This is a genomic window from Pontibacter brevis (assembly GCF_054779655.1).
The window spans coordinates 15,968-39,607 of the sequence record NZ_BAAGXV010000079.1; the positions used below are offsets into that span (position 1 = coordinate 15,968).

Genomic DNA, 23,640 nt, shown 5'->3' on the forward strand with positions numbered 1-23,640 from the left:
CCAGCAGATTAGAGGAATACCTACTGTATATCCTGTCAATCCTTCAACCTTGTAAATTATGATTCAGCCATAAAAACGAAGGCCTGAGCCGTTACGCTCAGGCCTTCGTCTTTTATTTTGTCCTGTTACAGCTTAAATCGGGTTAAGCAATCCAGCGGAATTTATACTCTAAAGTAGGCGCTTTCATACGATCTGCTACTCGCTTCAGACGGGCAGGCAGAGCCATTACATAATCACGGGCACGCTCACCGGCCTCGTTCAAGTCGGTTAAGGCTTCAATCTTCCATTCGTCAATCAGCCCTTGCAGAATGTCAGTGTAGTCTGAAGAAGTGTACACCCCAATACGCTGTGCTGCATCTGTGAAATGACCGAATGTCTTACCCAGGTCCACGCCTAACTCACGCATGTAATGAGCTGGCATCACGATTTTTTTGCGCATCATGTCTTCAAAAGCAAGCATCATCTCGTTCGGGTCAGCTTCAAATATCTTGCTTACAAACGCTTTATAAGCTTTCGCGTGGCGGGCCTCATCAGCTGCTACGTGGCCGCAAAGCTTGGCCAGCATGTTATCGCCCTGCTTTTTGGCAATTTGTGCCACACGGCGGTGTGATATATTGGTTGCCGTTTCCTGGAAGCTGGTGTATACGAAAGAGCGGTACGGATCCATGTCCGTCTGCAGGTCAAAGCCGTCTGCAATCAGGTACTGCGTGGAGGCTTCCATCTCGCGCATGTTAATGCGGCCACTCAGGTAAAGGTAACGGTTCAGGGCATCGCCATGGCGGTTCTCCTCGGCTGTCCATCCACGGTTCCACTTCATCCAAGGGCTCTCCGGGTCTTGCGGAAGACCTTTTATCGTCATCAACCAGCTCTCGTAAGTTGGCAGTGCTTCTTCAGTGATGGTATCGCCTACCAACACGGCCAGCAAGTCATAGCTCAGGTCGCGGGCACGTTCCCGTAGCTCTTTTACCTCGTCAAAGAAAGTTTCCATAGTTGCATCCGGCAGTAGATCGGCCGGTTGCCAGCTATCTTCTACTGTTTTCAGTAACTCAGAGAACTTTTCACCCACAAAGCCTTCCATCCATTTTATTACTTCTGTGCGAGAGGTTGCTGCTGTAATCATTTTATGTTGGTTGATTTAAATTCAAATATACTTATTTATACTAAATAGTAGCTTATTTGCACTTTATTTTAGTACAACTAAAATACGACATTACCACTAAGTAGTTCAGGAACTTATACTTACGTAAAAAAGGAAAAGGGTTATACCTGATTGCTCATTTTTCAACAGAACTATCAGAGAAAGAGTGCAATTAATTTTTATACTTAAGCTGGTAATACACCCGGCGGAGAAAACTCAGGTCAATTTTCTGCCTGTTTAGCACTTCCAGAAACTGGTACAAAACCGGCAAGCCAGCATGCTGGCGGAGTAAATTCAGGAATTCATTTGCCTCCGCATAGTTGCCAGTCAGGTAGGCATGCCGGGCCTCATATTTTAACCTGACAGTCAGTGCTGCACGCTCTTTTTCAGTTCTAACCAAGGCAACCACTTTCCGGCATACTTTTACAGTAGAGGCAAGTAACCTGTTTCCTGCTTTATACCACCCTTTGGAGAGGGAACGGTTATGCACCCGCCGCTGCGTGGTAACCTTATCAAGGTAAAAATAGTTGTACGTTCTCGACGACCGCACCCAGAAATCAAAGTCCTCATAGGCCAACGTTTCATCATAGCCCTCCAAATCCACAAACACCTGCCGGCGCACTATCATGGTGGGAGGGCAGATGATGTATTTTCCCAGCAGGTCAGCAAACACGTCTCCGGAAGGTGCATAGGCAGCAAGGCTGCCGTCTGGCCTGCGCTTGTAATGATACCCGATGTGGCTACCCTCATCCGTAATGTACTCGGCATCGGTATACAGCACACCATAGGTATTATCCAGCTTCTCAAGGGCCTCCACCTGTTGCGCCACCCGCTCGGGCAGCAGCACGTCGTCAGTGGCAAAATCTATGATATAGTCGCCGTGGCTGGCACGCCAGCCCATGTTGAAGGCGGTCGTGTTACCTCTGTTATGGCCCGTGCTGATAAACTTCAGGCGGGGGTGTTTCCGCAGGTACTCCTGAATGATACCCACGCTTCCGTCGGTGCTGCAGTCATCCACTACAATAACCTCTATGTTTGGGTAGGTTTGGGCCAGCACAGAATCGAGCGCCTCCCGCAGAAAGCGGGCGTGGTTATAGCACAGGCAAATAATGGAAACAAGTGGCAACTGACTCATGAACGAATGTACGTGGCGTAAAGCGAAGGTAACAGCAATTACCTGAAAAAGCGCCTGATGGAATCTATCACCCGCTCCTGTTCTTCCTGCTGCAGCCCCGGGAACAGCGGTAAACTCAGGCTGGTTCCGGCGATTTCCTCGGCAACAGGAAAGCTGCCGGCGCTATAACCTAAAAAAGAATAGGCAGGCTGCAGATGCACGGGCACGGGGTAATGTATTGCAGTCTGAACTCCTTGCTTCCGTAAATGTTGCTGCAGAACATCCCGCTGCTTTGTCCGGATATTGAAGATATGATAAACGTGCCCGCATCCGGGAGCTGTAGCCGGAAGCAACACATCGCCCACCCCCTCCAGCTCCCGCAGGTAGACAGCTGCCAGCCTCTGCCGCTCAGCATTAAGCTGATCCAAGCAGGAAAGCTTTACCCGAAGTACCGCCGCCTGCAACTCGTCCAGTCGCGAGTTCACCCCCACCAACTCGCTCTGGTACTTCTGTACCTCTCCATAGTTACGGTACATCCGCACAAAGTCGGCCACAGCAGCATCGTTTGTCACCACAGCACCGGCATCGCCCAGAGCTCCCAGGTTTTTGGTAGGGTAAAAGCTGAAGGCGCTGGCATGCCCGAAGGTACCCGCCTGCTGCCCTCTACAAGTTGCTCCGTGCGCCTGCGCAGCATCTTCTACTACTTTCAGGTCCTGCTCCTTTGCCAGTTGCAAGAGGGGCTCCATCTCGCACACCTGCCCATACAAATGCACCGGCAGTATAGCCTTTGTTTTAGAGGTGATAGCTTTGGAAACGGTAGTAGCCGTGATGTTATAAGTGTTGCTATCCGGCTCTGCCAGCACCGGCTTTGCCCCTACCTTCAGCACGGCGTTGATGGTGGCAATAAAGGTGTGCACCGGCAACACAACCTCGTCTCCTGCTCCCACGCCTACTCCTTTCAACGCCAGTACCAGAGCATCGTAGCCGTTGCCCACCCCCACTGCTGCCGTAGCCCCCAGGTAAAGGGCATACTCCTCCTCAAAAGCAAAGAGCTGCTTCCCTAGAATGTAATGTTTACTGGCAACTGCTTCCATCAAAGCAGCCTGCATAGCGGACTCACTGCCTGATGGAAAGTCTCTGAACTCAAAGTAAGGGATTGGCTTCATCAGCGGGTAGTGCGATTACAGCGCCATGTGGGTTGCCAGCTTCTTGAAGTATGCGTAGTCGTGGATGTAATCATCTGCATGATAATCCGTGGACGTAAGGCACACAGCGACAGCCCCCTCTGAAAAATAGATCTCGTTCCAGCACATGGCGGGGATGTAGAGTCCTGTCTGGGAATCTGCCAGCACAAATTCCTGCACCTTCTGCCCCGTGTCAGTTTTCACTTTTATTTGCCCGGACAAGGCAACCAGCACTTCTTCCGTTGCTTTGTTGGCGTGGTGCCCCCGCACCACATCCGGTGGCGTTCCGTGGGTCCAGAAAACACGCCGGATAGCAAAAGGCACTTTTTCAGCGTACTGTGTGGTGGTGATGTAGCCTGTTGCAGGACTACCGATGCGGTCGAATTGCAGAAGGTATGGATTTGCCGGCAAAGTGTATCTTGTTTAATGCAGTTAAAATAAAGTCTTACAAGGAGCACAGTTCTTCGTCTGTTTTAAATAAACCAGCGGCTGCCTGTGCCCTAAATTAAAACTTTTAAGTCTAAAAAGTGTAGCAGGCAACCGTGATTTTGCCCTTGGGCACAGATAGGTTAGCTTTGTAGAAGCAGCATACCATAACAGGCAGTCGTTAAGCCAACTGATTTTCGCTTAGCGGCGGCCGGCTATTTATCAATGGAAGATACCTACAGAACGATAGAGGCTCCCTCCGAAGGCCTGTACAAAGAGAAGGGCAGCAAATTCATCGCCCTCGCTTACCCTGTATACACAGAAGAGGAGGTCAAGGAAACGATGGCGGAGCTAAAGAAGCAGTATTATGATGCCCGACACCACTGCTATGCCTATAGCCTGGGAGCCGACAAAGGCCGCTACCGTGCCAACGACGATGGGGAGCCTAATCATTCTGCAGGAGATCCCATCCTTGGACAGATTCGCTCTGCTGACCTCAGCAACATTCTGATTGCGGTAATCCGTTACTTTGGCGGCACAAAACTAGGTGTGAGTGGCTTGATAAATGCTTACAAAACAGCCGCTGCCGATGCTCTGGAGCATGCCACCATAGTAGAAAAGCATGAAACTGTACTGCTGCAGGCAAAGTATGCCTACCCGCAGATGAACGATGTGATGAGCCTTGTCAAAGAATATGACCTCCAGGTGCGGGACCAACAGTTCGAACTGGACTGCCGCCTGACGCTGGAGGTGCGTAAAAAGCTGCAGGAGGAAATAACCTCAAAACTTGAAGACATGGAAGGCGTTGAAGTACACGTACTGAGTGAAATATCTTCCTGAATTTAATTTTCCTAACTCTCTAACTACATAATGGCCAAACGAAAACACCGCCGCTCCCGGAATAAGATTTTAGAGCGTAAGGTTGGCTTAAGACCCGGATCATTCAGCGCCCCCACAGAGTCTTTTCCTCCGCGTTTCTTCCTCATCTCGTTTAACCAGGACTTTTTCGAGGAACTGGAACTGAAGTCCTATACTGAGCTACTACAGCGCGTGAAGTCTCAGCCTGATGCCCGCCATTGGATAGACATCAGGGGCTACGGCGACCAGGCGGTGCTGGAGCAACTGACACATGATTTCGGGCTGCACCCGCTGCAGATGGAAGACGTGATCAACGATTATCAGCGACCAAAGGTGGAGGAGTTCGACGAAGACCGGCTGTTCATTATTTCCCGGATGCTGCGCTGGTCACCCGAAACAAAATCGCTTGAAGATGTACAGCTGTCACTATTCACCGGGCCAAACTACGTGCTCAGCCTGCAAAGCGACTACGCCGACTGCCTTGATCCGCTCCGGGAGCGCATCCGTCTGGGTAAAGGCATCATCAGACAGCGGCCTACCATGTACATGGCCTATGCTATGATGGATGTGGTGCTGGATTATTACTTTCCGGTGATGGCAGAGATTGGCGGTTATATAGAAGACCTCGAACAGCAGGTACTCTTAACCCCATCCAGAAACAACCTGACGCTGATACTGGACCTGAAAAGTGAACTGGTTAAACTAAGGCGCATCGTATGGCCGGAGCGCGATAAGATGACGGAGTTACTTCGGATGGATGAGGATGTGATTCCTGAAAGCCTGAAGGCATACTTCCGGGACGCCTATGACCATAGCATTCAGCTTATTGACCTGATAGACAACCACAAGGAGATGACATCCAGTCTGGTGGATCTGCACATGGCCACGGTAAGCAACCGCATGAACGAAATCATGAAAGTGCTCACCATTATTTCCAGTATTTTTATTCCACTCAGCTTTATTGCCGGTGTTTACGGGATGAACTTTTCGCGGGAAGACCCTGAAACAGGCGAGGTGTTTGAATACAGTATGCCGGAACTGTACCAACCCTATGCCTATCCTGTCCTGATGTTGCTGATGCTGACCCTTATCCTGTTTCAGCTCTTCTTTTTCTACCGAAAAGGCTGGTTCAGTCGCTTTTAACAGATAAGAATGGAATGCAAAAAGCAGCAGGGGCAGCTATTTGTAGCTGCCCCTGCTGCTTTTTGCATTCCATTCCTTGTTTCGATTTTTTAACCTAATCTGGTAGCACAAAATCAATTTTCTTCAGCTCGCGGCGGAAAACCTTGTAAAGCGTGTAGTTGTTTGATGCCTCGTTGAAGTAAATGGTTACAGGCTGGTTACTCTCCAGGGGGCGATTGCCGATAAGGCTTCCCCGCCTGTCGTAGAGGTAGGTTTTTTGCGGGCCGGTTTCCGTGACAGCAAACAGGCTGTTGTCACCCCCGAAGTGGAAGTACTGCACAATTTTAGGGGCTGATGTAACGTACCGCTTCGAAAACAGCTCATTCAGATCCTGGTCAAAAAGTGTGACTTGTCCCTGTTCCTGCCGCACAATGATGAAGGACCTGCCGCTGCTCTCCTGCACCAGGCTAAACAGGGCGCGTTTGCTTGGGCGTGGTAACTGTTCCCGCTGCAGCACCCTGCCCTGCAGGTTAAAGGTCACCACATTGCCATACCGGGTAACGGCTGTTAGCTCTGTGCGCCTTAAGTCGGCACCGATTCTTGCCACCGCTCCTGCAGAAACAGGGGCATTCAGGTTTATCGGGAAGCCGGGGTAGGTATCACCTTGGCGGTTGAGGGCGTAGATGTAGCCATTCTCCAGCACCACCAGGATAACGTCGTGTCCTCCTACCCGCAGGTGCTGTGGTTCGGCTGCCAGCTTATAATCCATACGGCGGGGTTGCCACCCTTGTATAGGCGCACCACGCATGTCATACATGTACAGGTTACCCATGTTGTCATCCACCAGCAGGCGGTACTCCCCGTTGTTATCGTAGTCAAAAACCGCCAGGTGCTGTATGTTCAGCGAGTCTCCTAAATTAAACGGGAAGTTTTCGAGTTCCTGCCCCTGGTTGTCGATGGCGTGGATGCGGCTGGCTGTAGCAAAAACGTACCGCAGCTTTTTTTCCGGGCCATACTCTATTTGCTGTATCCCCCTTACAGAAGTCCGCAGCGAATCTACCCAGCCGCGCCTGCCGTTCGCAGTGATGTTGAAGAGCACATTGGCTGAGTCCTGCACCACTACTTCCCGGGTGCGGTCTACTGCGCTCTGAATCGGGTAAGGGCGGCTCCCAAGGCGGGTATCGAACTGCAGCACCTGCTCCGCAGCAAAAACATCCTGCGCTGTACTGCTTTTACTGCGGTCTGGCCTGCGTATGACAAGGCTGGTATAGTACTGTTGCTCCACCTTAGAGAACTGCAGGCTCACCTGGCTGAAGCGCCTGATCAAAGAAGCGTTCTGCAGCAGGTCATCACGCTCCACCTCCTCTATATTCCTGTTCAGGATGTACCAGGCATTCACAGTATTCAGGTAGAGGCTGAAATTTGCTTCCTGCAGCGTCTCTTCCAGAAAACCTTTCTGCACCGCCGACGTGCTCCATACGTTCTCCTCCGAAATATCATCCAGCAAGCCCCGAAGCGTGGCTCTGCTCTCTGACATTATCAGGTATTCGTCTATCAGCACCGCATAAGTCTGCTCAAAGCCTTTAAACAAGCTTCCTAAAACGCGGGCAGGCAGTTCCGGCACAGGCAGGAGCCGGATAGTGTAGTTGCCATACTGCGCTGTGGAGGTGCTCTGTGTAGCTGCTGCCTGCCGGTTAAGGCTGGCCAGGATGCGCTCCGTTACGGCAGGGTCTGCCAGGTGCGCATAAACTATCTTCTCCGGGCTGGCGTTGATGCTGTTTGTTTCGAGGTAGGCTATTGCAGCCTCCTGGCTGAAGGATGCAGCAAGGCTGTCTACAGTAGCAGCGTAGGTGCCTTCGTTTTGCTGCGCCACACGCAACCGCTCTATTTCCTCCAGCCCAAAATGCAGCAACATTGCTGTGCGGCCCGGCAGGTAAGCCCTTATCCCCAGGGGTTGCGGTTCTTGCGGCTGCATTACCTGGTGCAGTGAACCCTGAAGTACTTCCGGGGACGAAAAGCCGCTCACAAATATCTTGTCCCCCCCTAGCCGCAGCTCCAGCATGGCATTCTGGCAAAGAGAAGACAGGTAGCGTACTTCCGGCATCACGTCATCTTTCAGGAAAAGCCCCAGCAATTCAGGTATAGCCCTGTAGTTTACAAAAACGTTGGCGTATACCTCTGGTTTATCCAGGGAGTCGGTATGACCGAAACTTTCTTTGATGGACGCTGACTGCGAGCGGTTGATACGGCGCACTATTTCCTCTACCAGCACAGCTGAAGGGCTGAGCACAATGTTGTTCCGGTAAGTAAAGTAGGTAAAACCACTGCCAAGTCGTGTATTGGCTACATCGGTGAGCAGCATGCCCTCATAATCACGGGCACTTTCCTCAAAAACGTCACTTTTGTTTATGTTTTCGGTGAGGGTACGCAGAAAACGGTGCTCTCCTACAGATACTACTGGCACATAGTAGACAAACCCCACCTCAGACTGCCCCACCACATGGATGGAAGTGAGAATGTTTTTCTCGTTGAGGAAGCGCGAGAGGCGCTCGTTACCCGGAGCTACACTGTCTATGGCAGCCAGGTTCTCCTCGAAACGCTGCGCCAGGGGCAGCATCGAGAAACTCTCCCACAGCTCCGTTTCGCGCAGGTGTGCCACAAGGGATTCGTGGTTGTTCGTTTCTATAACCAGCGCAGCACTCTCCGGCACTAATGTCCACAGGTCTATCTTCTCCCTGGATTCAGTCCACCGGTTAAAACCGTAGTAGAGCAGCGAGGCAAGTATAACAAAGCCAATAAAGAAGAATACAATGCGTTTTGGCATAATAAGCGTTCCCGACAACAAAACTAACTTATTTTTCTCACTTAACAGGGCAATGGCTGCCAGCCTGGAACATCAAACCCTGTTTGTATAATGGGCCCGGCCGTAGAAACAGCAACACATCGCAACTGCTGCCACGTATATAAAACCTTAACTGTTACCACCGTTACCATGTTCAGAATTCTTATTCCAGTAAATTTTGAGGATAGCACTTATAAGGCCTGCCAGTATGCCCTGAATCTTGCGTCGGCAGCACCAGAAGCAGAAATACTGTTGCTGCACTGCTTTAAAGACTACCTGGCCTCTCCCTGGAAGGTACCGGAAGGAGAAGATAAGGAAAATATTACTCCTACAGAAAAGGCAACTGAGCGCATCATCAACCGGAACGAACGAGAGGAGCAACGCAAACTGGAGGGCCTGCGACAGGAGTTGCAAAACAAGACTGGTAACCGGCAGGTACACCTGAGCACCTCCTTTGCGGAGGGCTCACCAGATGATGTAATTCCGGAAGAAACCCAGCGCTTTAAGCCAGACCTGATCATTATGGGTACCGAGGGCGAAGGAGGCCTGAGCCGCTCTATCTTCGGCACCATCACCACTAAGATGGTAGACGATGTTCACATACCGGTGCTGACGGTGCCACAACATGCCCAAAGCCATAACATAAAGCATGTGCTTTATGCCACTGACTTCGATGAAACGGACCCGCAGGCAATCAGGACACTGCAGCAGTTGTTACAACCCTTTAGCCCGCACATACTCTGCCTCCACATTACTTCAGGCGCTGCCGCGCAGGGGGATAATGAAAGACTAGCACAACTGCAGGCAAAGCTGGAGCGCGAAACAAATACAGACAACATCCGCTTTCTGCTGCTACAGGGGCAGGACGCAGCCAGCGACCTGCAGCAATTCGTGGAAAGAGAGCAGGTGGATCTGCTAGCTGTTACAAACCGCAAACGCTCCCTGTTGGATGGTTTCTTTAACCCCAGCCTTACAAAAAAGCTGGTGCTGAAGGCTGATATACCGCTGCTGGTGTTTCACAACAGGGCATAAGCCACTAGCTACTCTCTTTTTTATGAAACCAGGTTTGCAGCTTCTTCCAGTTGCACCCGCAGGGCCTCATAATAACGCTGCAAGGTGTCTTCGCTCGTATTCATAAACAGGAATGGCTCGATCAGTTCCAGTTCCATCAGGGCCAGCGCTCCATTCAGTTCTACACCATCCACACGGGCATAAAGGCAGCCGGGAGCGTGTTTGTCCACTATCTGCTGTGCTGCTGCTAACAGTGCCGCAGGAGGCTCCGGTGTGTGCACGGTGCCACCGTAGAAGTGCTGCACCCGAAAGTCGCCGGGTTTTGCGGTTTTGAGTACCGTGTGGCTGTAGGTGCCGTTAAAGAACAGGAAGGACCACTCTCCTTTTGTATTGATTTCCGATAAAAAAGGCTGCGCCAGAAAGCTTTCCTGCTGCAGCAGCTGGTTTATGGTTTCTGTTTTTGCTTCTGCCTCCTCCAGAGTCAGCGCAAAGGTGTTTTTGGCACCGCCGCTTACAGCAGGCTTCACAATCACTTTCGCGGCCCCAAATTGCTGGAACAGCTTACCTGCCTCAAAAGTATCCCCCTGCTCGAGCCAAACGGTTGGCACTACGTTTACCCCTTGCTCCTGCAGGTCCAGGAGGTAACGCTTGTCTGCGTTCCAGCGCACAATCTCTACCGGGTTCAGTACCTGTACCTGCAGCTTCTCCAACTCATCCAGCCAGGCATAAAAAGCATCGATTTTATCGAAGTAGTCCCAGGGCGATTTCAGGACGATGAGGTCGAAACGGCTCCAGTCTACCGCCGGGTTATCCCAAATCTGAAAAGAAACATTTAAACCTTTTTCTTTTAACAAATCATAAAGTTTGCTGTTTTCCTCATCAGAGATACCACTATAGTTACCAGTATCTGTATATGTTATCAGCGCTATTTGCTGTGTATTCATTTTTGTATCATCTTTGCCACAAAATTATACTTTATCCCGGGGCCAAACAACCAGCGGAGACGTTTTAGCTATAACTTTTGAGCGGCTACATCTCGTATGTAAGTATAGTTCTTACCTGCACAACCTTTACCATTACTCTCATGCTTATCCGCCGCTTCAGTAGCCTCCGCTATACGTACAGCCTTTCTGTGCGCCTGATGTTGCTGTTGCTTTTTGTGAACACATTTGCAGTAGCCTGCAGCTCTGATACGGCAACAGAAGAAGAACGCCTGCTGCCTGCCGAGCACAGCGGTACTGCCTTAACTGATACTGCATCCACCCGCCGGCGTACACCTGCTGCACCTGCTACCATCAGTTTGTTAGGAAATCCTTTTGTAGCCAGCCGCAGCCAGAGCAACAGCCTGAGCACCTACATCGACCGCATCGACTCTGATTTAACACTGGATGCGGATGCCATCGAAAACCGCCACAAGACTGACGTAACCGACACTATTTTCACGATCCGGTTTGGCAACTCCATGATGGAGTTTTATGCCCCGAGCCAGTCAGGTGAGTTGCTCCTGCAGGTGGCCGACATCCAGAGCGCTGACATTAAGCTGCGCGACAACCTGCGCGTGGGCATGAGCCAGGCAGAACTTCTGAACAGGCTGAAAGCACAAGGCAAGGATTTGGTTATTACCCAGAGCAGCAACCAGATCATAGCCTCAAACCACGAAGGCGCTCCTACCTCGCTGCACTTCTACCTGAAGAATGGAAAAGTAAGCCGCATCCGCTACGAAGGGTATGTAGATTAGGGTGCTATTGGTACCTTTGCCGCAAAACCAATTCAGAGCACATCATGCGCATTGTTATTCAGCGGGTAACGCAGGCTTCCGTAGTTATAGAAAATAAGGTTAAGGGTGAAATAGCACATGGTTTGCTGCTGCTGGCAGGCTTCTGCGCTGACGATACAGAAGAAGACCTGAAGTGGATGGCAGGCAAGGTAGCGCAACTGCGCATTTTTGGGGATTCCGAAGGAAAAATGAACCTGAGCGTGCAGGACGTACAGGGTGACATCCTGGTTATCAGCCAGTTTACCCTGTATGCCAGCACCAAGAAAGGCAACCGTCCCTCTTACATCAATGCTGCCCCTCCTGCTGTAGCCATTCCGCTGTACGAGCGTTTTGTAACCTTACTGGAAGATGCCCTTCGGAAGAAAGTGCAAACAGGGGAGTTTGGTGCCGATATGAAGGTCTCGCTGCTCAACGATGGCCCTGTCACCATTGCAATAGACACTAAGAACAAGGAATAGTTAAACTTTAAACTTCTTATTAGTTCACAATATAGCGCTTTTCTATATATTTAGAGGTAATTGTGGAATCAGTTCAATTTTGCTTTACCTCCGGATTATGGTTAGCAGATCACGCACAGCCTCCATGGCTGTACTCTTTTTGCTGTGTATTACCTTTTGGCCTGGTACAACTACTGCTGTGCTGGCACAGCAAACAGACAGCATTCAGGCACAAACCTCACCGCCACAGCGTTGGGTTGTAGAAACTAAGGATGGCTCTGTGATTCAGGGCACATACCTGGGCCAAAGTGAAGCAGGCATTCGCCTGCTCACTGAAAGTGCCGGTGAAATCACCATTCTGATGAGTGCTGTCAGGAGCTTCCGGATCCTGGACAACAGAAACTTCAAAAACGGCCAGTACTGGTTTGAGAACCCAAACGCTACCCGCTACCTTTTCTCCCCAACTGCCTTTAGCCTGCAAAAAGGGGAAGCATACTATCAGAACACGTACATAGTCCTCAACTCCGTAAACTATGGCATTACGGACAGGCTTACTATAGGCGCTGGGTTTGAATTGATTTCGACCTTTTCCGGCACACCTATTTTTTATGTCACACCTAAATACACGTTCCCTATCAGTGAAAACTGGAATGCCGGGGCAGGTGTTCTGTATGTAAACGCAGCCGGGGTTGACCTGGATTTCTCAGGCTTAGGAATCGGGTATGGCATTGTTACCTATGGCAACAGGGACAACAACCTTACACTTGGCGCCGGCTTTGGGTATATAAATGAAGAAGCTACCGAAAGCCCTGTGGTTACCTTGAGTGGCATGCGGCGGGTTGGGCGAAAAACAGCGCTGGTAACAGAAAACTGGTTTGTGCCAACAGATGGCTACTATGGTGTATACTCCTACGGCTTACGCTTTATGGGAGAGAAGATTACCGTTGACTTTGCTTTCCTGAACAACCCTGACATTGCCCGCGATGTTATCTTCATAGGCATACCGTATGTCGATTTTGTGGTTAAATTTGGTAAATAGATAAGCAGACACAGCATGACATTAGCCGAAGCACAGGCCACTGTAGATAAGTGGATACAGGAAAACGGGGTACGTTACTTCAACGAACTCACTAATATGGCCATTCTTACCGAAGAGGTGGGAGAAGTAGCCCGCATTATTTCGCGGCAGTATGGAGAGCAGTCCTTTAAGAAAAGCGACGAAGGCAAAAACCTTGGCGATGAACTGGCCGACGTGCTGTTTGTGCTCATCTGCCTGGCAAACCAAACCGGAACAGACTTAACAGAGGCTCTGCGCAAAAACCTCGAAAAGAAAACCGCCCGCGACAGTGAGCGACACAAAAACAACAAGAAGCTGGAGAGGTAGAGAGGCTGGGAGTTAGAAGGTTAGAAAGTTACAATAGGCTGAATCTGCCGCCGGTATTCGTTCGGTGACATAAGTAGGTGCGAGTCTAGAGACTCGCTGAAGCGTAACAGGAAGAGATTGCAAAGCAAGAAAGGCCCGCTGTTAACAGCGAGCCTTCTTTTTATGTATAGCAAGAAAAGAAACTTTCTAACCTTTTAACTCTTTAACCTTCTAACTTAATCAACTCTCAACGGCTGCCAGGTCTATCAGTCTGTCCTGGCGCCACACGGGCAGCACTTCGTACAGGTTATGCTGCAGGCAAAACTGAACATCTTCCTGGATGCCCAGGTTCTCGAGGCGGCGCACATGCGACGACTGCCTCAAAAATGTGAATACATCGGACTTGGCAGCCTGGTACAGGTGTAGCGAAGCCAGCGTGGCATCGTTTTCAAAAGAAAAATCCTCCTGCAGGCAGTCTACCAGGGCACCTGCAAACAAGGTATCCTCCAGGTTAAACTGCCCTTTCCAGCCTGCACAAACTACTAATACATCCAGCTGCAGCTCTTTTAAATGATTGGCTACTGTGAGCAGGTTCAGAAAAGCACCCACAACCACCTCCTCGGCAGCCTCCGACAAACGGATGGCACGGGTACCATTGGTCGTGGTGATAGCAATAGAGTGCCCCTCTACAGCACCATTCATGTAACTGAACGGAGAGTTCCCAAGGTCAAAGCCTTCTGCTTTTATGCCATTACGCTCGGCAGCTGTCAGGCAGCCGTTTTCGGAAAAAGCACGGCACTCCTCCAGCTCCATCACCGGAAATATATCCCTGGCGCCATGTGCAAAAGCCGTTACCATGGTAGAAGTGGCCCGCAGAATATCTACAGCCACCACTGCTTTTCCTTTTAAATCATATAAGTGCAGCAGCTCCGGGCTGTAGCACACATCTATACTTGCCATGTCTTTGTTTATCGTTTGCCGTGCCTCTTACTGCCTTTCCCTGGAAAAGCGGGCGACGAATAACCAACAACTATTTTTTATAAAAAGGCAGCTTCACCACCTGTGCTTTCATGTTTTTGTTGCGCACCCGGACAAAAATTCCCGTGCCTGCTTTGCTGTACTCCTTCGTTACGTAGCCAAGACCAACACCTTTGCCCAGCGACGGCGACATGGTGCCAGAAGTTACTTCACCCACTTTTTCACCTTCCGCATTCACAATGTCGTAATGTGCACGCGGAATGGCTTTTTCCATCATCTCAAAACCGATGAGCTTGCGGTTAACACCAGCTTCTTTCTGGGCTTTCAGGCTATCCGCATTTGTAAAGTCCTTGTCAAACTTCGTTATCCAGCCTAATCCCGCTTCCAGTGGAGAGGTTGTGTCATTTATATCGTTCCCGTAAAGGCAGAAGCCCATTTCCAGACGCAGGGTATCGCGTGCACCAAGCCCGATAGGCTTGATACCGACATCTTTCCCAGCCTCCATGATGGCATCGAACACCGCTTTTGCATCCTGGTTCTTTACATAAATCTCAAAACCACCAGACCCGGTATAGCCTGTCGCTGAGACAATAACATCCTGCACCCCGGCAAACTCCCCTTTCTCGAAAGTATAGTACACCATATCTGCCAGGTTTATACCGGTTAATGGCTGTAGCGCCTCTATCGCCTTAGGACCCTGCACTGCAAACAGCGACACCTCGTCAGAGATATTCTCCAGTTCCACACCATTGGTGTTAAACTTGTTCACCCAAGCCCAATCTTTCTCAATATTGGAGGCATTTACCACCAGCATGTATTCTTCCTCGCTGAAACGGTACACCAGCAGGTCGTCCACGATACCGCCCTCTTCATTTGGGAAGCAGGAGTACTGCACTTTCCCATCTGTTAACTTAGAGGCATCGTTCGAAGTGATACGCTGAATCAGGTCCAGGGCCTGTGGGCCACGCAGCATGAACTCGCCCATGTGCGACACATCAAAGATACCAACGGCATTACGAACGGCGTTATGTTCTTCTATATCAGACGAATAGCGCACTGGCATGTTGTAGCCTGCAAAAGGCACCATTTTGGCACCCAATGCCTCGTGCACATCATTCAAAGCAATTTTCTTAAGTTCCATGCGGTGTTATGTGAGGTTCAGCGTAATTGTGGGGTAAAATTAAGTAAATTAAATCCGCTTCCGAAATAAAACCTCCACTGCCTGCCCTGCCGTTACAGCAAAACGGCTTTTTGAAACAGGCACAGAAGCTGCTACTGCTACAACATTCCTTTTCTTCTAGCGTATTGCTTTGCATTGATTTAGCTTCGCTTTTTATGCTGATGCCGTTTTTACTTTTTTATGAACTACGCAGGCTGCGCATTTCAATGCTACTTCCCCTCCTGTGCTGGCGCTGCGGCTCCGGCAGGCTTACAAACTTCAGAAAACTGTTGTACCTTTAAATTTCAGCCATGCTGTTGCATGCCTTTAAGGTAGAGGAAAAGCACCCTTTAAATGAAACTCTCTTTTAAACTTTTTGCAGGCTTCTTACTTATTTCACTTCTCTTTACAGCGGTGGCTATTGTTAACTACCGGCTGTCGAAAGATGTTATCGATAACACCTTATGGGTGACACGTTCCCAGGTGGTAGTCCGCAACTCAGCCTCCCTGCAACGTAATGTTATTGACATGGAGACGGGCTTGCGTGGCTTTCTGTTGAACGGCAATGAGACTTTTCTGCAGCCCTATGTACAGGCAAAAAACCTGCTGCCCCAACTGTTTGATGACACAAAGAAATATGTCTCCGACTCTCCGCAACAGGTGGAGAAGTTAAATGAAATCATGCACCTGCAAAACCGCCTGCAGAGAGAATATGTTGAGCCGCTCATAGCACTAAAGCGTGCTGACACGTTGGATACCCGTGAATTTGATGCAAAGCTGGAGTCCCTTGTATTAGGTGAAAAAGCATTAATGGATTCCATCCGGGCCTCCTTCCGGGACTTTAATGCCTATGAATACCAGGTGCGGGCAGAGCGGAGTGAACGCCTCAGCAGGAGTACAAAGAACACCCGGCAACTCTCCACCATCCTCACGCTCCTTTCGGTTATACTGGGGCTGAGCTGGGCGTACTACATCACCCGTCTTATCACAGGCCGGATTATCAAAATGGTGACGCTGGCCGAACAAATCTCGAAAGGCGAATACAAAACACAGATCATTGACAATTCCCGCGACGAACTGAGTCAGCTCTCACACTCCCTTAACCGTATGTCGGCTACCATTGATGAGACATTTTCTGAGCTGGACCGCAAGAACAAGGAGCTCGACCAGTTTGCCTACGTGGTATCGCATGACCTGAAAGCCCCCCTACGCGGCATTGAGGTGGTTTCCCGCTGGGTGGAGGAAGACATGGGCACGCAACTGCCGCCAAAAGTGCAGGAGTACCTCATGATGATGCGTATTCGGGTGCACCGTATGGAAAACCTGATCAATGGTATCCTGGCGCTGGCCCGCATTGGCCGTACAAAGCAGATAGAGGAAGAAGTAGATGTAAATATACTGCTCAGCGAGATTGTAGATATGCTTGCTCCTCCGGCAGGTATCCGAATAGAAGTACAGGATGATATGCCGATTCTGTACACTATCCGTATACAGCTGCAGCAGGTATTCAGCAACCTGATAAACAATGCCATCAAGTATCATGACAAAAGTGAGGGCCTGGTTCAGGTAACCTGCCATGAAAAAGATAATTTTTATGAATTCTCTGTTTCAGATGATGGTCCGGGTATTGACCCAGACTACCATGAGCGGATTTTCGTAATTTTCCAGACGCTGCAGGAACGGGATGCTATGGAAAGCACCGGTGTAGGCTTAACTATTGTAAAGAAGATTGTAGAATGGCAGGGTGGTACCATAAGGGTTACATCTCAGCTTGGAAAGGGCTCTACATTTACCTTTACATGGCCTAAAAAGTGAAATGATTTTGTAAATTTGTTTTAGTTCTTATCAGAATACAACGATATAATGAGTGATAAAGAGGTGAATATCCTTTTAGTAGAAGATGACTACCTGGATATTATGAATGTTGAGCGGGAGTTGAGTAAGATAAACGTTTCCATTCCATTACTGGTGGCACGTAATGGCCGTGAAGCCCTGAACATGCTGCGTGGAACAGAAGGCGCTGAGAAGATGTCACCTGCCCCCAGCGTCATTCTCCTGGACATTAACATGCCTAAAATGAATGGCCTCGAGTTCCTGGCAGAAATGCGCCGTGACCCGGAGTTCAGCCATATTCCTGTCTTTATCATGACCACTTCGAACGAAGACGTAGACCGGGTGGCTGCCCAGCGCCTGAATGTGGCAGGCTATATTGTAAAGCCGCTTTCCTTCGACAGTTTTGAGAGAAGCCATTCCTCCCTCGACAGCTTCAGCCTGTTTCTTGACCTGATAAAACTAAAGCAGTAGCTGTTGTGCCGAACTAGATTCCCCAGATTCCGGCACAGCAACCTCAGAATATCTCCAGTTGTTTTGGCAGCAGCGTAAACGATTGCCGATGGTGCGCAGTGGCACCGTATTTTAAAATCCCATCCCGGTGTAGTTTTGTAGGATAACCTGCATTCTGCTCCCATCCATAATGCGGGTGGGCTTCTGCCAACGTGCACATCAGGTCATCGCGATACGTTTTGGCGAGCACCGAAGCAGCGGCAATGGAGAGATACCGCCCATCCCCTTTCACCATACAGCTAAAAGGCACTTCTTTGTAAGGCTTGAACCTGTTGCCGTCCACCAACAGGTACTCTGGCTCCTGCCCAAGCTGTTCCAGTGCCCGGTGCATCGCCAGGTAGGTGGCATGCAGAATGTTTATTTCATCTATCTCTTGCGGGGAAGCCTCGCCTATGGCCCACGCCACGGCATCTTTTATAACATCTTCCCGCAGCAGCTCCCGCTGCCTTTTGCTGACCTTTTTGGAGTCGTTCAGGAGTGGGTGCCGGTAATCCGGGGGCAGTATAACGGCTGCCGCTACTACTGGACCTGCCAGGCAGCCTCTGCCCACCTCATCCACCCCTGCCTCCAGGGTAAAGCCACTGTGGTTTGGTAACAGCATACTTATCTATCGTTTTTTAAAATTAGCACTTAATCTTTTTTCACACTATAGAAGTGCACCATTATCCTTCCTGCATTTTGCAATCAACTTTATGTACAGGAAACAGACTACTTATAAAAAAACCACCACAAGGTTACCTTGAGGTGGTTTTACATCTGGTCTCCCAGAGCTTTCATTACTGTGGCTGTAAGCTGAACCTGTAAACTAAGGGTGTTTCAACTTCCGGACACAGCTGCTTTACTATCTGTTAACTGCTGTTGGCTCAAACAAGCCAGGAAGCGGGCTAGGCGTATTTGGGTTCGAGTTAACCTCGTCCTGTGGGTACAGGAAGCGCTCTGGTAACTGGCTGGCTGTTCCTTTAACCGGTATGTTGATAAGATTATCTGTTCTTCTGGCGTCGTTGAACGCTTCTATGTTTCCGATGAACGTTACGTAGCGCTCCTCCAGAATTTCAGTTAAGAGTGCCTGCTTTACTGATACCCCGGTTGGGTTCTCAATTCCTATAACAGGAGCAAAGTCAGTGATAAGGTATGGCTGGTAAGAGCCTTCTCCGTACTCGCTGTTAAGTGCTCTTCTGTGGGCATTTAAGGCTTCGATTGCACCTGTCAGATTATCCTGTCGGGCACGAGCCTCCGCAATGATAAGCTGCGTCTCTGCATACGTCAGCATTGGGTAAGCCTGGTTGTAACCGAACGCTGCCTCATCAGCATAATTCAAGTCATAACTTCCTGGTTCTCCTGTGTAGTAATAGTTAAAGCGGGCTGTTTCATCCGTCTTTGCATTGTTGCGGTTTCTGGCGAAGGTACCCGCCTGCTCCGGATCAAGCAACTGAGGTGCAAACGCATTTTCTGCCGTCATGTAGCCAGCTCTTTCCAGCTCGCCAAATGAGTAGAAAACATTTACGTTGTAATAAGACTCCCCATGAGGCGTCGTCATGTTGCCCTCCGGAGAAGAGATACCCTGCAAAGCTGCTGCCTCTGCACTTGCGTAGTCGCCGGTATGCATGTAATAGCGGGCCTTTAGTGTGTAGGCGGCGCGCAGCCACTGCTGCGCATTGCCTGCGTAGTAAATATCCTTCTCTCCTCTCAGGACACCTCTGTTCAACTCAAGGTTTGTGATGGCAGAGTCCAGCAACAACTGCAGGTCTGCATATACCTGCTCCTGTGGGTCGAATGCAGGATTCTCTTCTATCGTTACTTCAGAGAAAGGTACATCTCCGAACAAAGCAGTAGCAGTACCGGCAGCATGTGCCTCCAGCACCTGCGCCACGCCTTCAACCTTCGGGTTCAGCTCATTTCTGGCTTTTATCTTTGCCAGGCGAGCCTGTGTGATGGTAGCGTAGTAAATAGTAGACCAGGGGCTGTCGAAGTCGCCGGCAGTAACCAGGTACTGGTTTATGTTCATGTACTGCCTGTCAGCCCCGGTAAACTGATCTACCCACATACCGGCCATACGCGCCATTTCGCCTTCATGAAGAAGCGCATCGCCCAGCATTACACCCTGAATCATGTTGTTAACATCCACCGAGTTGCCACTAGGGTTATTTGGATCCTCTTCGAAACCTTCCACAAAGCTTTCGCATCCCATTACAGACACAGCCAGTGAAAAGATGGATATATACTTTAATATCTTTTTCATAAATATCTAGATTGATGTATTAGAAATTAACTCTGATGGACGCTAAGTACGACTTGGTACCAGGGTTGTTGAAGTATTCCAATCCACGTCCGTTACCTGTACCTGTCAGGTTAGTTTCAGGATCAACTCCTCTGAACTCCTTCGACCAGATAGCCAGGTTACGGCCAGTCAGAGAGAACTGAACCGACTGAAGCTTTGTAAGATTTCTGAAACCTTCGCTGTTCAGGGTGTAAGAAAGCGTCATCTCACGGATTCGGCTCCAGGAAGCATCCTGAATAAACTGCTCGCCGTTTGTACCAAAGCCACCACCAATAGTAGTATAGTAACGTTCGTCCAGCGCAACATTGCCGCCGCCAAAGTCTTCGATTCTGCCACGGAAGGTATAAGAGCCGTCTGTATTAGGAGCATAAACATCAGATATCAGGTTGCCGCCATACACATAAGTAGATGCAGCTTCCTGCGCAGAAAGTGTTGTCTCCACAGCTGTGTGAGCTGATGTACCAAAGTTACGCAGTACGCCCTCTGTACCAGCCCAGATATCACCACCCTGAGAGAATTCAAATAAGGTGAATAAGCTGAAGCCTTTGTATGACAGCCTTGTGTTCAGGCCGCCTCTCCAGTCTGGATTCGGGTCGCCAATTACACCTTCAGTAGCTGCAGTAACCGGGAAGCCATACTCATCTGTAACAATACCACCGTCTTCATTGCGCTCGTATCTGCCGCCCCACAGTACACCAACCGGCTGGCCTTCAACAGCTCTTGAAGATACGCCCGTGAAGCCTGCCAGGAACAGAGACTCTACTCCTCTCAGGTCTGTTACCTCGTTGCGGTTTCTTGTCCAGTTACCACCAATGCTCCAGTTAAAGCTACCTGAGGTCACAACCTTACCATCGAACTCTATTTCTATACCTCTGTTCTCAAGTGTGGCTGCGTTGGCAGTTTTGAACAGGTAACCAGAAGTAGGCGCAACAGGCAGGGAGAAAATAGCGTCAACCGTCTCATTTCTATAATATGTAGCGTTCAGGGTCAAACGGTCAGAGAAGAAACGAAGGTCTGTACCGAATTCAATCTCTTTCTTGCGCTCCGGCTTAAGTTCCGGGTTACCCTGCACATCGTTTCTTACGAAAGCACCTGTATAGGCATTGGCATCAAGACCAGGACCCCAGCTTTCTGCGAAGAATGCAGGCACCCAGTCATCAGTTGTCAGGTAAGGGCTTGGCTCAACACCCACTTCACCATAACCTGCACGTAGTTTACCGAAGCTCAGGAATTCACTTCCTACAAAAGGAGCAAGCTTGCTGAACTGGAAAGCTACATCAGCAGAAGGATAGAAGAATGCGCTTTTAGCCTGTGAACCAAAAGTAGAAGCTGCTTCTAATCGGCCGGAGGCATTCAGGTAAAGCATGTCGTTGTACCCGAAAGTAGCAGTGGCATAGCCAGCAGAGTTACGGCGGGTAGACTCCCAGTCTGTAGGCACCGTGTTTTCATTTGTTGCGTTAGAGAAATCACTGATGCTTTGCCCCAGAATGAAGTTACGGTATGTAGCCCCTATTTCATTGTAAGTTCGCTGGTTCAGGTTCATGCCCAACAGGAAGCTTCCGGTAAACTGGTCGCCAAATGAGTGGTTTGCACGCGCTATGAAGTCCGCGTTAAGCTGTGTCTCCGCAATTGTTTCTTCAGTTGCAGAACCGTTACCTCCGTTTTCAGCTGAGTTGAGCGGGAAGAAAGTCAAGCGCTGGTCTGTATAGTGGTCAGCACCTGCACGGGCAATGAAGTTAAGCCATGTGGTAGGCTCGTAGTTTAGTTCTAAAGCACCTATGAAACGGTTAACGTCACTTGTGTTGCGCTGTTCATTAATCGTCCAGAGCGGGTTGTTGTATATCGGGCTTGCAGCGTTACCAAGGTATCTTCTGTAAGAGCGCTGTCTGTTTAAGAAAGCGTCGCCTGCTGCATTAAAATAGGTGCCTTTGTAATCTCTGATATCAAAATCCGGCGCATTACGCAGATAACCCAGGTATAAGCCTGAGGTGTTAGAACCCTGCTGAATTCGGTTAGAGCCTATTTTAGAGTAGGTTACGTTACCACTTGCCTTGAATGTATTGGAAAGCCTCTTCTCAGCATTGATACGGGCAGTTGTTCTGCGATAATCGCTATTGTTACGGATTATACCTTCCTGGTTCAGGTCAGAGATACTTGCAAAGAAGTTGCCATCCTGATCACCACCACTGAAGCTCAGGTTTTGCTCAAGGAAGTGTCCGTTCTGGAAAACAGCGTCAAAGTTCTCATCCAGGAAAGTAGAACGGTCGTTCTTCTGGGTGATTGGATAATACACGGTGCCATCCTCTGCCACAAAACGCTGGCCTGAAGTATTTACAGCGTCGGCTCCACCTGATCTGTTTGCGACTTTGTCTCCGAAAGACAAAGATGAGGTAGGGCTGTAAACGCCTCCTGAACCCTGTCCATAAATATCCTGTAAATCGTGCGTGTAGCTGATTTTATCCAGGGAGTATGTTACATCATAGCCAATATTGATTTTGCCTTTGCCTGATGCACCTCTTTTGGTAGTGATAACCATTACACCATTAGCGGCGCGTGATCCCCACAGCGCAGCAGCAGAGGCACCTTTCAAAATCTGGATAGAAGCAATATCGTTCGGGTTGATGTCATTTAAGCGGGACTGCTGCACAACACCACCAACACCTGAGCCAAGCGAGCTGTTGCTTACAGGAACACCATCAATGATGATGAGGGGCTGTACAGAGCTGGTGATAGTACTTTGGCCACGAATCTGGATATAAGCACCGGCACCTGGGTCTCCGGATGATCTGGTAATCTGAACGCCGGAAGCTTTACCAGAAAGACCGGTTACAGCACTTGTCTCACCTGATTGCGCTACTCTCGCACCTGATACCTGGCTGGTAGCAGAACCGATTTTGTCTTTGTCTTCTTTGAAGCCTAGTGCAGTTACTACAACTTCCTGGAGTTGTTTATTATCAACTCGTAAGTCAACATTGATAGTTGATGAATTACCTATTGCCCGTTCTGCTGTTTCATAACCGATAAAACGGAAAACAAGCGTGCTGCCATTGGCAGGAACGTTAATAGTATAAGAACCATTCGGGCCAGTGGCCGTTCCGACAGTGGTGCCTTTTACTATCACTGCTACCCCTGGTAGCCCTTGCGATGTGGCCTGGTCAGTAACCGTACCAGTAACCGTTCTGCTCTGTGCATACACTTGTTGTAAAAGCGTGAGCACCAGGACAAAACTCATGAGTAAAATTTTTCTCATTGATTGTTTGTAGTTAAGGTGAACAAAATAAAAAAATAGAAATTTATTATAAATTTCAGGCAATACAATCCTATCAGCACTTTTTAAGTGCTGTCGTTTTTCTCAAAACCACAGTACAAAAACTGCGGTTACTTGCCTTTTTTTAATTATATTATTCAGCAGATAGAGTAGGCTAATGCAAAGAATGGAATCAGCATTAGGATACTATGAATTATCTGTTGTTGTTTTACTGAGCAATGCGAGTTTTGCTTCTTTCTGATATCTTATAGTATTTACTATATTTCAATATTAGATACTATTATCATCAAAAGCAAACAAGGTCCTTAAAAAAGTGAATTTTTTAAAAAAAGCTGCCCTGTA

At 49.3% G+C, this 23,640-nt stretch carries 20 protein-coding genes; 9 read left to right on the plus strand and 11 right to left on the minus strand.

Annotated elements, in window-relative coordinates; genetic code table 11:
• Window positions 1–142 precede the first annotated feature (142 nt).
• From ACYVB1_RS16330 to ACYVB1_RS16345, 4 genes are all read right to left on the minus strand, one after another.
• A complete protein-coding gene (locus tag ACYVB1_RS16330; RefSeq protein ID WP_460924859.1) occupies window positions 143–1,120 on the minus strand; it encodes an acyl-ACP desaturase in 978 nt (325 codons plus the stop codon).
• Between the two features lie 190 nt (window positions 1,121–1,310).
• A complete protein-coding gene (locus tag ACYVB1_RS16335) occupies window positions 1,311–2,273 on the minus strand; it encodes a glycosyltransferase family 2 protein (protein WP_460924860.1) in 963 nt (320 codons plus the stop codon).
• 38 nt (window positions 2,274–2,311) lie between these two features.
• On the minus strand, window positions 2,312–3,418 hold the full coding sequence (locus tag ACYVB1_RS16340; protein WP_460924861.1) for a DegT/DnrJ/EryC1/StrS family aminotransferase: 1,107 nt from the start codon (window positions 3,416–3,418) through the stop codon (window positions 2,312–2,314).
• 15 nt (window positions 3,419–3,433) lie between these two features.
• Window positions 3,434–3,847 carry a sugar 3,4-ketoisomerase gene (locus ACYVB1_RS16345; protein WP_460924862.1) on the minus strand — a complete coding sequence of 138 codons (414 nt, stop codon included), beginning with the start codon at window positions 3,845–3,847 and terminating at the stop codon, window positions 3,434–3,436.
• A 240-nt stretch (window positions 3,848–4,087) separates the two neighbouring features.
• On the opposite strand from ACYVB1_RS16345, the gene ACYVB1_RS16350 reads away from it, so the two are divergent.
• On the plus strand, window positions 4,088–4,702 hold the full coding sequence (locus ACYVB1_RS16350; RefSeq protein ID WP_460924863.1) for an IMPACT family protein: 615 nt from the start codon (window positions 4,088–4,090) through the stop codon (window positions 4,700–4,702).
• A gap of 30 nt (window positions 4,703–4,732) precedes the next feature.
• Complete coding sequence (gene corA / locus ACYVB1_RS16355; RefSeq protein ID WP_460924864.1) at window positions 4,733–5,863, plus strand: magnesium/cobalt transporter CorA; 1,131 nt, start codon at window positions 4,733–4,735, stop codon at window positions 5,861–5,863.
• A gap of 94 nt (window positions 5,864–5,957) precedes the next feature.
• Here the strand turns inward: corA and ACYVB1_RS16360 are convergent, their stop codons facing one another.
• A complete protein-coding gene (locus ACYVB1_RS16360; RefSeq protein ID WP_460924865.1) occupies window positions 5,958–8,666 on the minus strand; it encodes a hypothetical protein in 2,709 nt (902 codons plus the stop codon).
• A 168-nt stretch (window positions 8,667–8,834) separates the two neighbouring features.
• On the opposite strand from ACYVB1_RS16360, the gene ACYVB1_RS16365 reads away from it, so the two are divergent.
• The gene (locus ACYVB1_RS16365) at window positions 8,835–9,716 is read left to right on the plus strand and encodes a universal stress protein (RefSeq protein WP_460924866.1); all 882 of its coding nucleotides are present in this window, start codon (window positions 8,835–8,837) and stop codon (window positions 9,714–9,716) included.
• Window positions 9,717–9,736: 20 nt separating this feature from the next.
• On the opposite strand, the gene ACYVB1_RS16370 is transcribed toward ACYVB1_RS16365, so the two are convergent.
• Complete coding sequence (locus ACYVB1_RS16370) at window positions 9,737–10,639, minus strand: ATP-grasp domain-containing protein (RefSeq protein WP_460924867.1); 903 nt, start codon at window positions 10,637–10,639, stop codon at window positions 9,737–9,739.
• Window positions 10,640–10,716: 77 nt separating this feature from the next.
• Between ACYVB1_RS16370 and ACYVB1_RS16375 the strand changes: the two genes are divergently transcribed.
• The 4 genes from ACYVB1_RS16375 (at window position 10,717) to ACYVB1_RS16390 (ending at window position 13,293) form a co-directional block, all read left to right on the plus strand.
• The gene (locus tag ACYVB1_RS16375; RefSeq protein WP_460924868.1) at window positions 10,717–11,433 is read left to right on the plus strand and encodes a hypothetical protein; all 717 of its coding nucleotides are present in this window, start codon (window positions 10,717–10,719) and stop codon (window positions 11,431–11,433) included.
• 44 nt (window positions 11,434–11,477) lie between these two features.
• On the plus strand, window positions 11,478–11,930 hold the full coding sequence (dtd, locus tag ACYVB1_RS16380) for a D-aminoacyl-tRNA deacylase (RefSeq protein WP_460924869.1): 453 nt from the start codon (window positions 11,478–11,480) through the stop codon (window positions 11,928–11,930).
• 97 nt (window positions 11,931–12,027) lie between these two features.
• Window positions 12,028–12,948: a hypothetical protein gene (locus ACYVB1_RS16385; protein WP_460924870.1), complete on the plus strand. Its 921-nt coding sequence runs from the start codon at window positions 12,028–12,030 to the stop codon at window positions 12,946–12,948.
• A gap of 15 nt (window positions 12,949–12,963) precedes the next feature.
• Window positions 12,964–13,293: a nucleotide pyrophosphohydrolase gene (locus ACYVB1_RS16390; protein WP_460924871.1), complete on the plus strand. Its 330-nt coding sequence runs from the start codon at window positions 12,964–12,966 to the stop codon at window positions 13,291–13,293.
• A gap of 219 nt (window positions 13,294–13,512) precedes the next feature.
• Here the strand turns inward: ACYVB1_RS16390 and ACYVB1_RS16395 are convergent, their stop codons facing one another.
• Together ACYVB1_RS16395 and gcvT are read right to left on the minus strand one after the other, a co-directional pair.
• Window positions 13,513–14,232, minus strand: a complete 720-nt coding sequence (locus ACYVB1_RS16395) for a 2-phosphosulfolactate phosphatase (protein WP_460924872.1) — start codon at window positions 14,230–14,232, stop codon at window positions 13,513–13,515.
• A 70-nt stretch (window positions 14,233–14,302) separates the two neighbouring features.
• Window positions 14,303–15,391, minus strand: a complete 1,089-nt coding sequence (gene gcvT, locus ACYVB1_RS16400; protein ID WP_460924873.1) for a glycine cleavage system aminomethyltransferase GcvT — start codon at window positions 15,389–15,391, stop codon at window positions 14,303–14,305.
• 372 nt (window positions 15,392–15,763) lie between these two features.
• Between gcvT and ACYVB1_RS16405 the strand changes: the two genes are divergently transcribed.
• On the plus strand, window positions 15,764–17,224 hold the full coding sequence (locus ACYVB1_RS16405) for a sensor histidine kinase (RefSeq protein ID WP_460924874.1): 1,461 nt from the start codon (window positions 15,764–15,766) through the stop codon (window positions 17,222–17,224).
• A 48-nt stretch (window positions 17,225–17,272) separates the two neighbouring features.
• Window positions 17,273–17,713 (plus strand): response regulator, encoded by a 441-nt coding sequence (locus tag ACYVB1_RS16410; RefSeq protein ID WP_460924875.1) that lies wholly within the window; start codon window positions 17,273–17,275, stop codon window positions 17,711–17,713.
• A gap of 43 nt (window positions 17,714–17,756) precedes the next feature.
• On the opposite strand, the gene ACYVB1_RS16415 is transcribed toward ACYVB1_RS16410, so the two are convergent.
• The 3 genes from ACYVB1_RS16415 to ACYVB1_RS16425 form a co-directional block, all read right to left on the minus strand.
• Window positions 17,757–18,353, minus strand: a complete 597-nt coding sequence (locus ACYVB1_RS16415) for a ribonuclease HII (RefSeq protein ID WP_460924876.1) — start codon at window positions 18,351–18,353, stop codon at window positions 17,757–17,759.
• A 240-nt stretch (window positions 18,354–18,593) separates the two neighbouring features.
• Window positions 18,594–19,991 carry a SusD/RagB family nutrient-binding outer membrane lipoprotein gene (locus ACYVB1_RS16420; protein WP_460924877.1) on the minus strand — a complete coding sequence of 466 codons (1,398 nt, stop codon included), beginning with the start codon at window positions 19,989–19,991 and terminating at the stop codon, window positions 18,594–18,596.
• Between the two features lie 19 nt (window positions 19,992–20,010).
• On the minus strand, window positions 20,011–23,280 hold the full coding sequence (locus ACYVB1_RS16425) for a SusC/RagA family TonB-linked outer membrane protein (protein WP_460924879.1): 3,270 nt from the start codon (window positions 23,278–23,280) through the stop codon (window positions 20,011–20,013).
• Window positions 23,281–23,640: the final 360 nt, after the last annotated feature.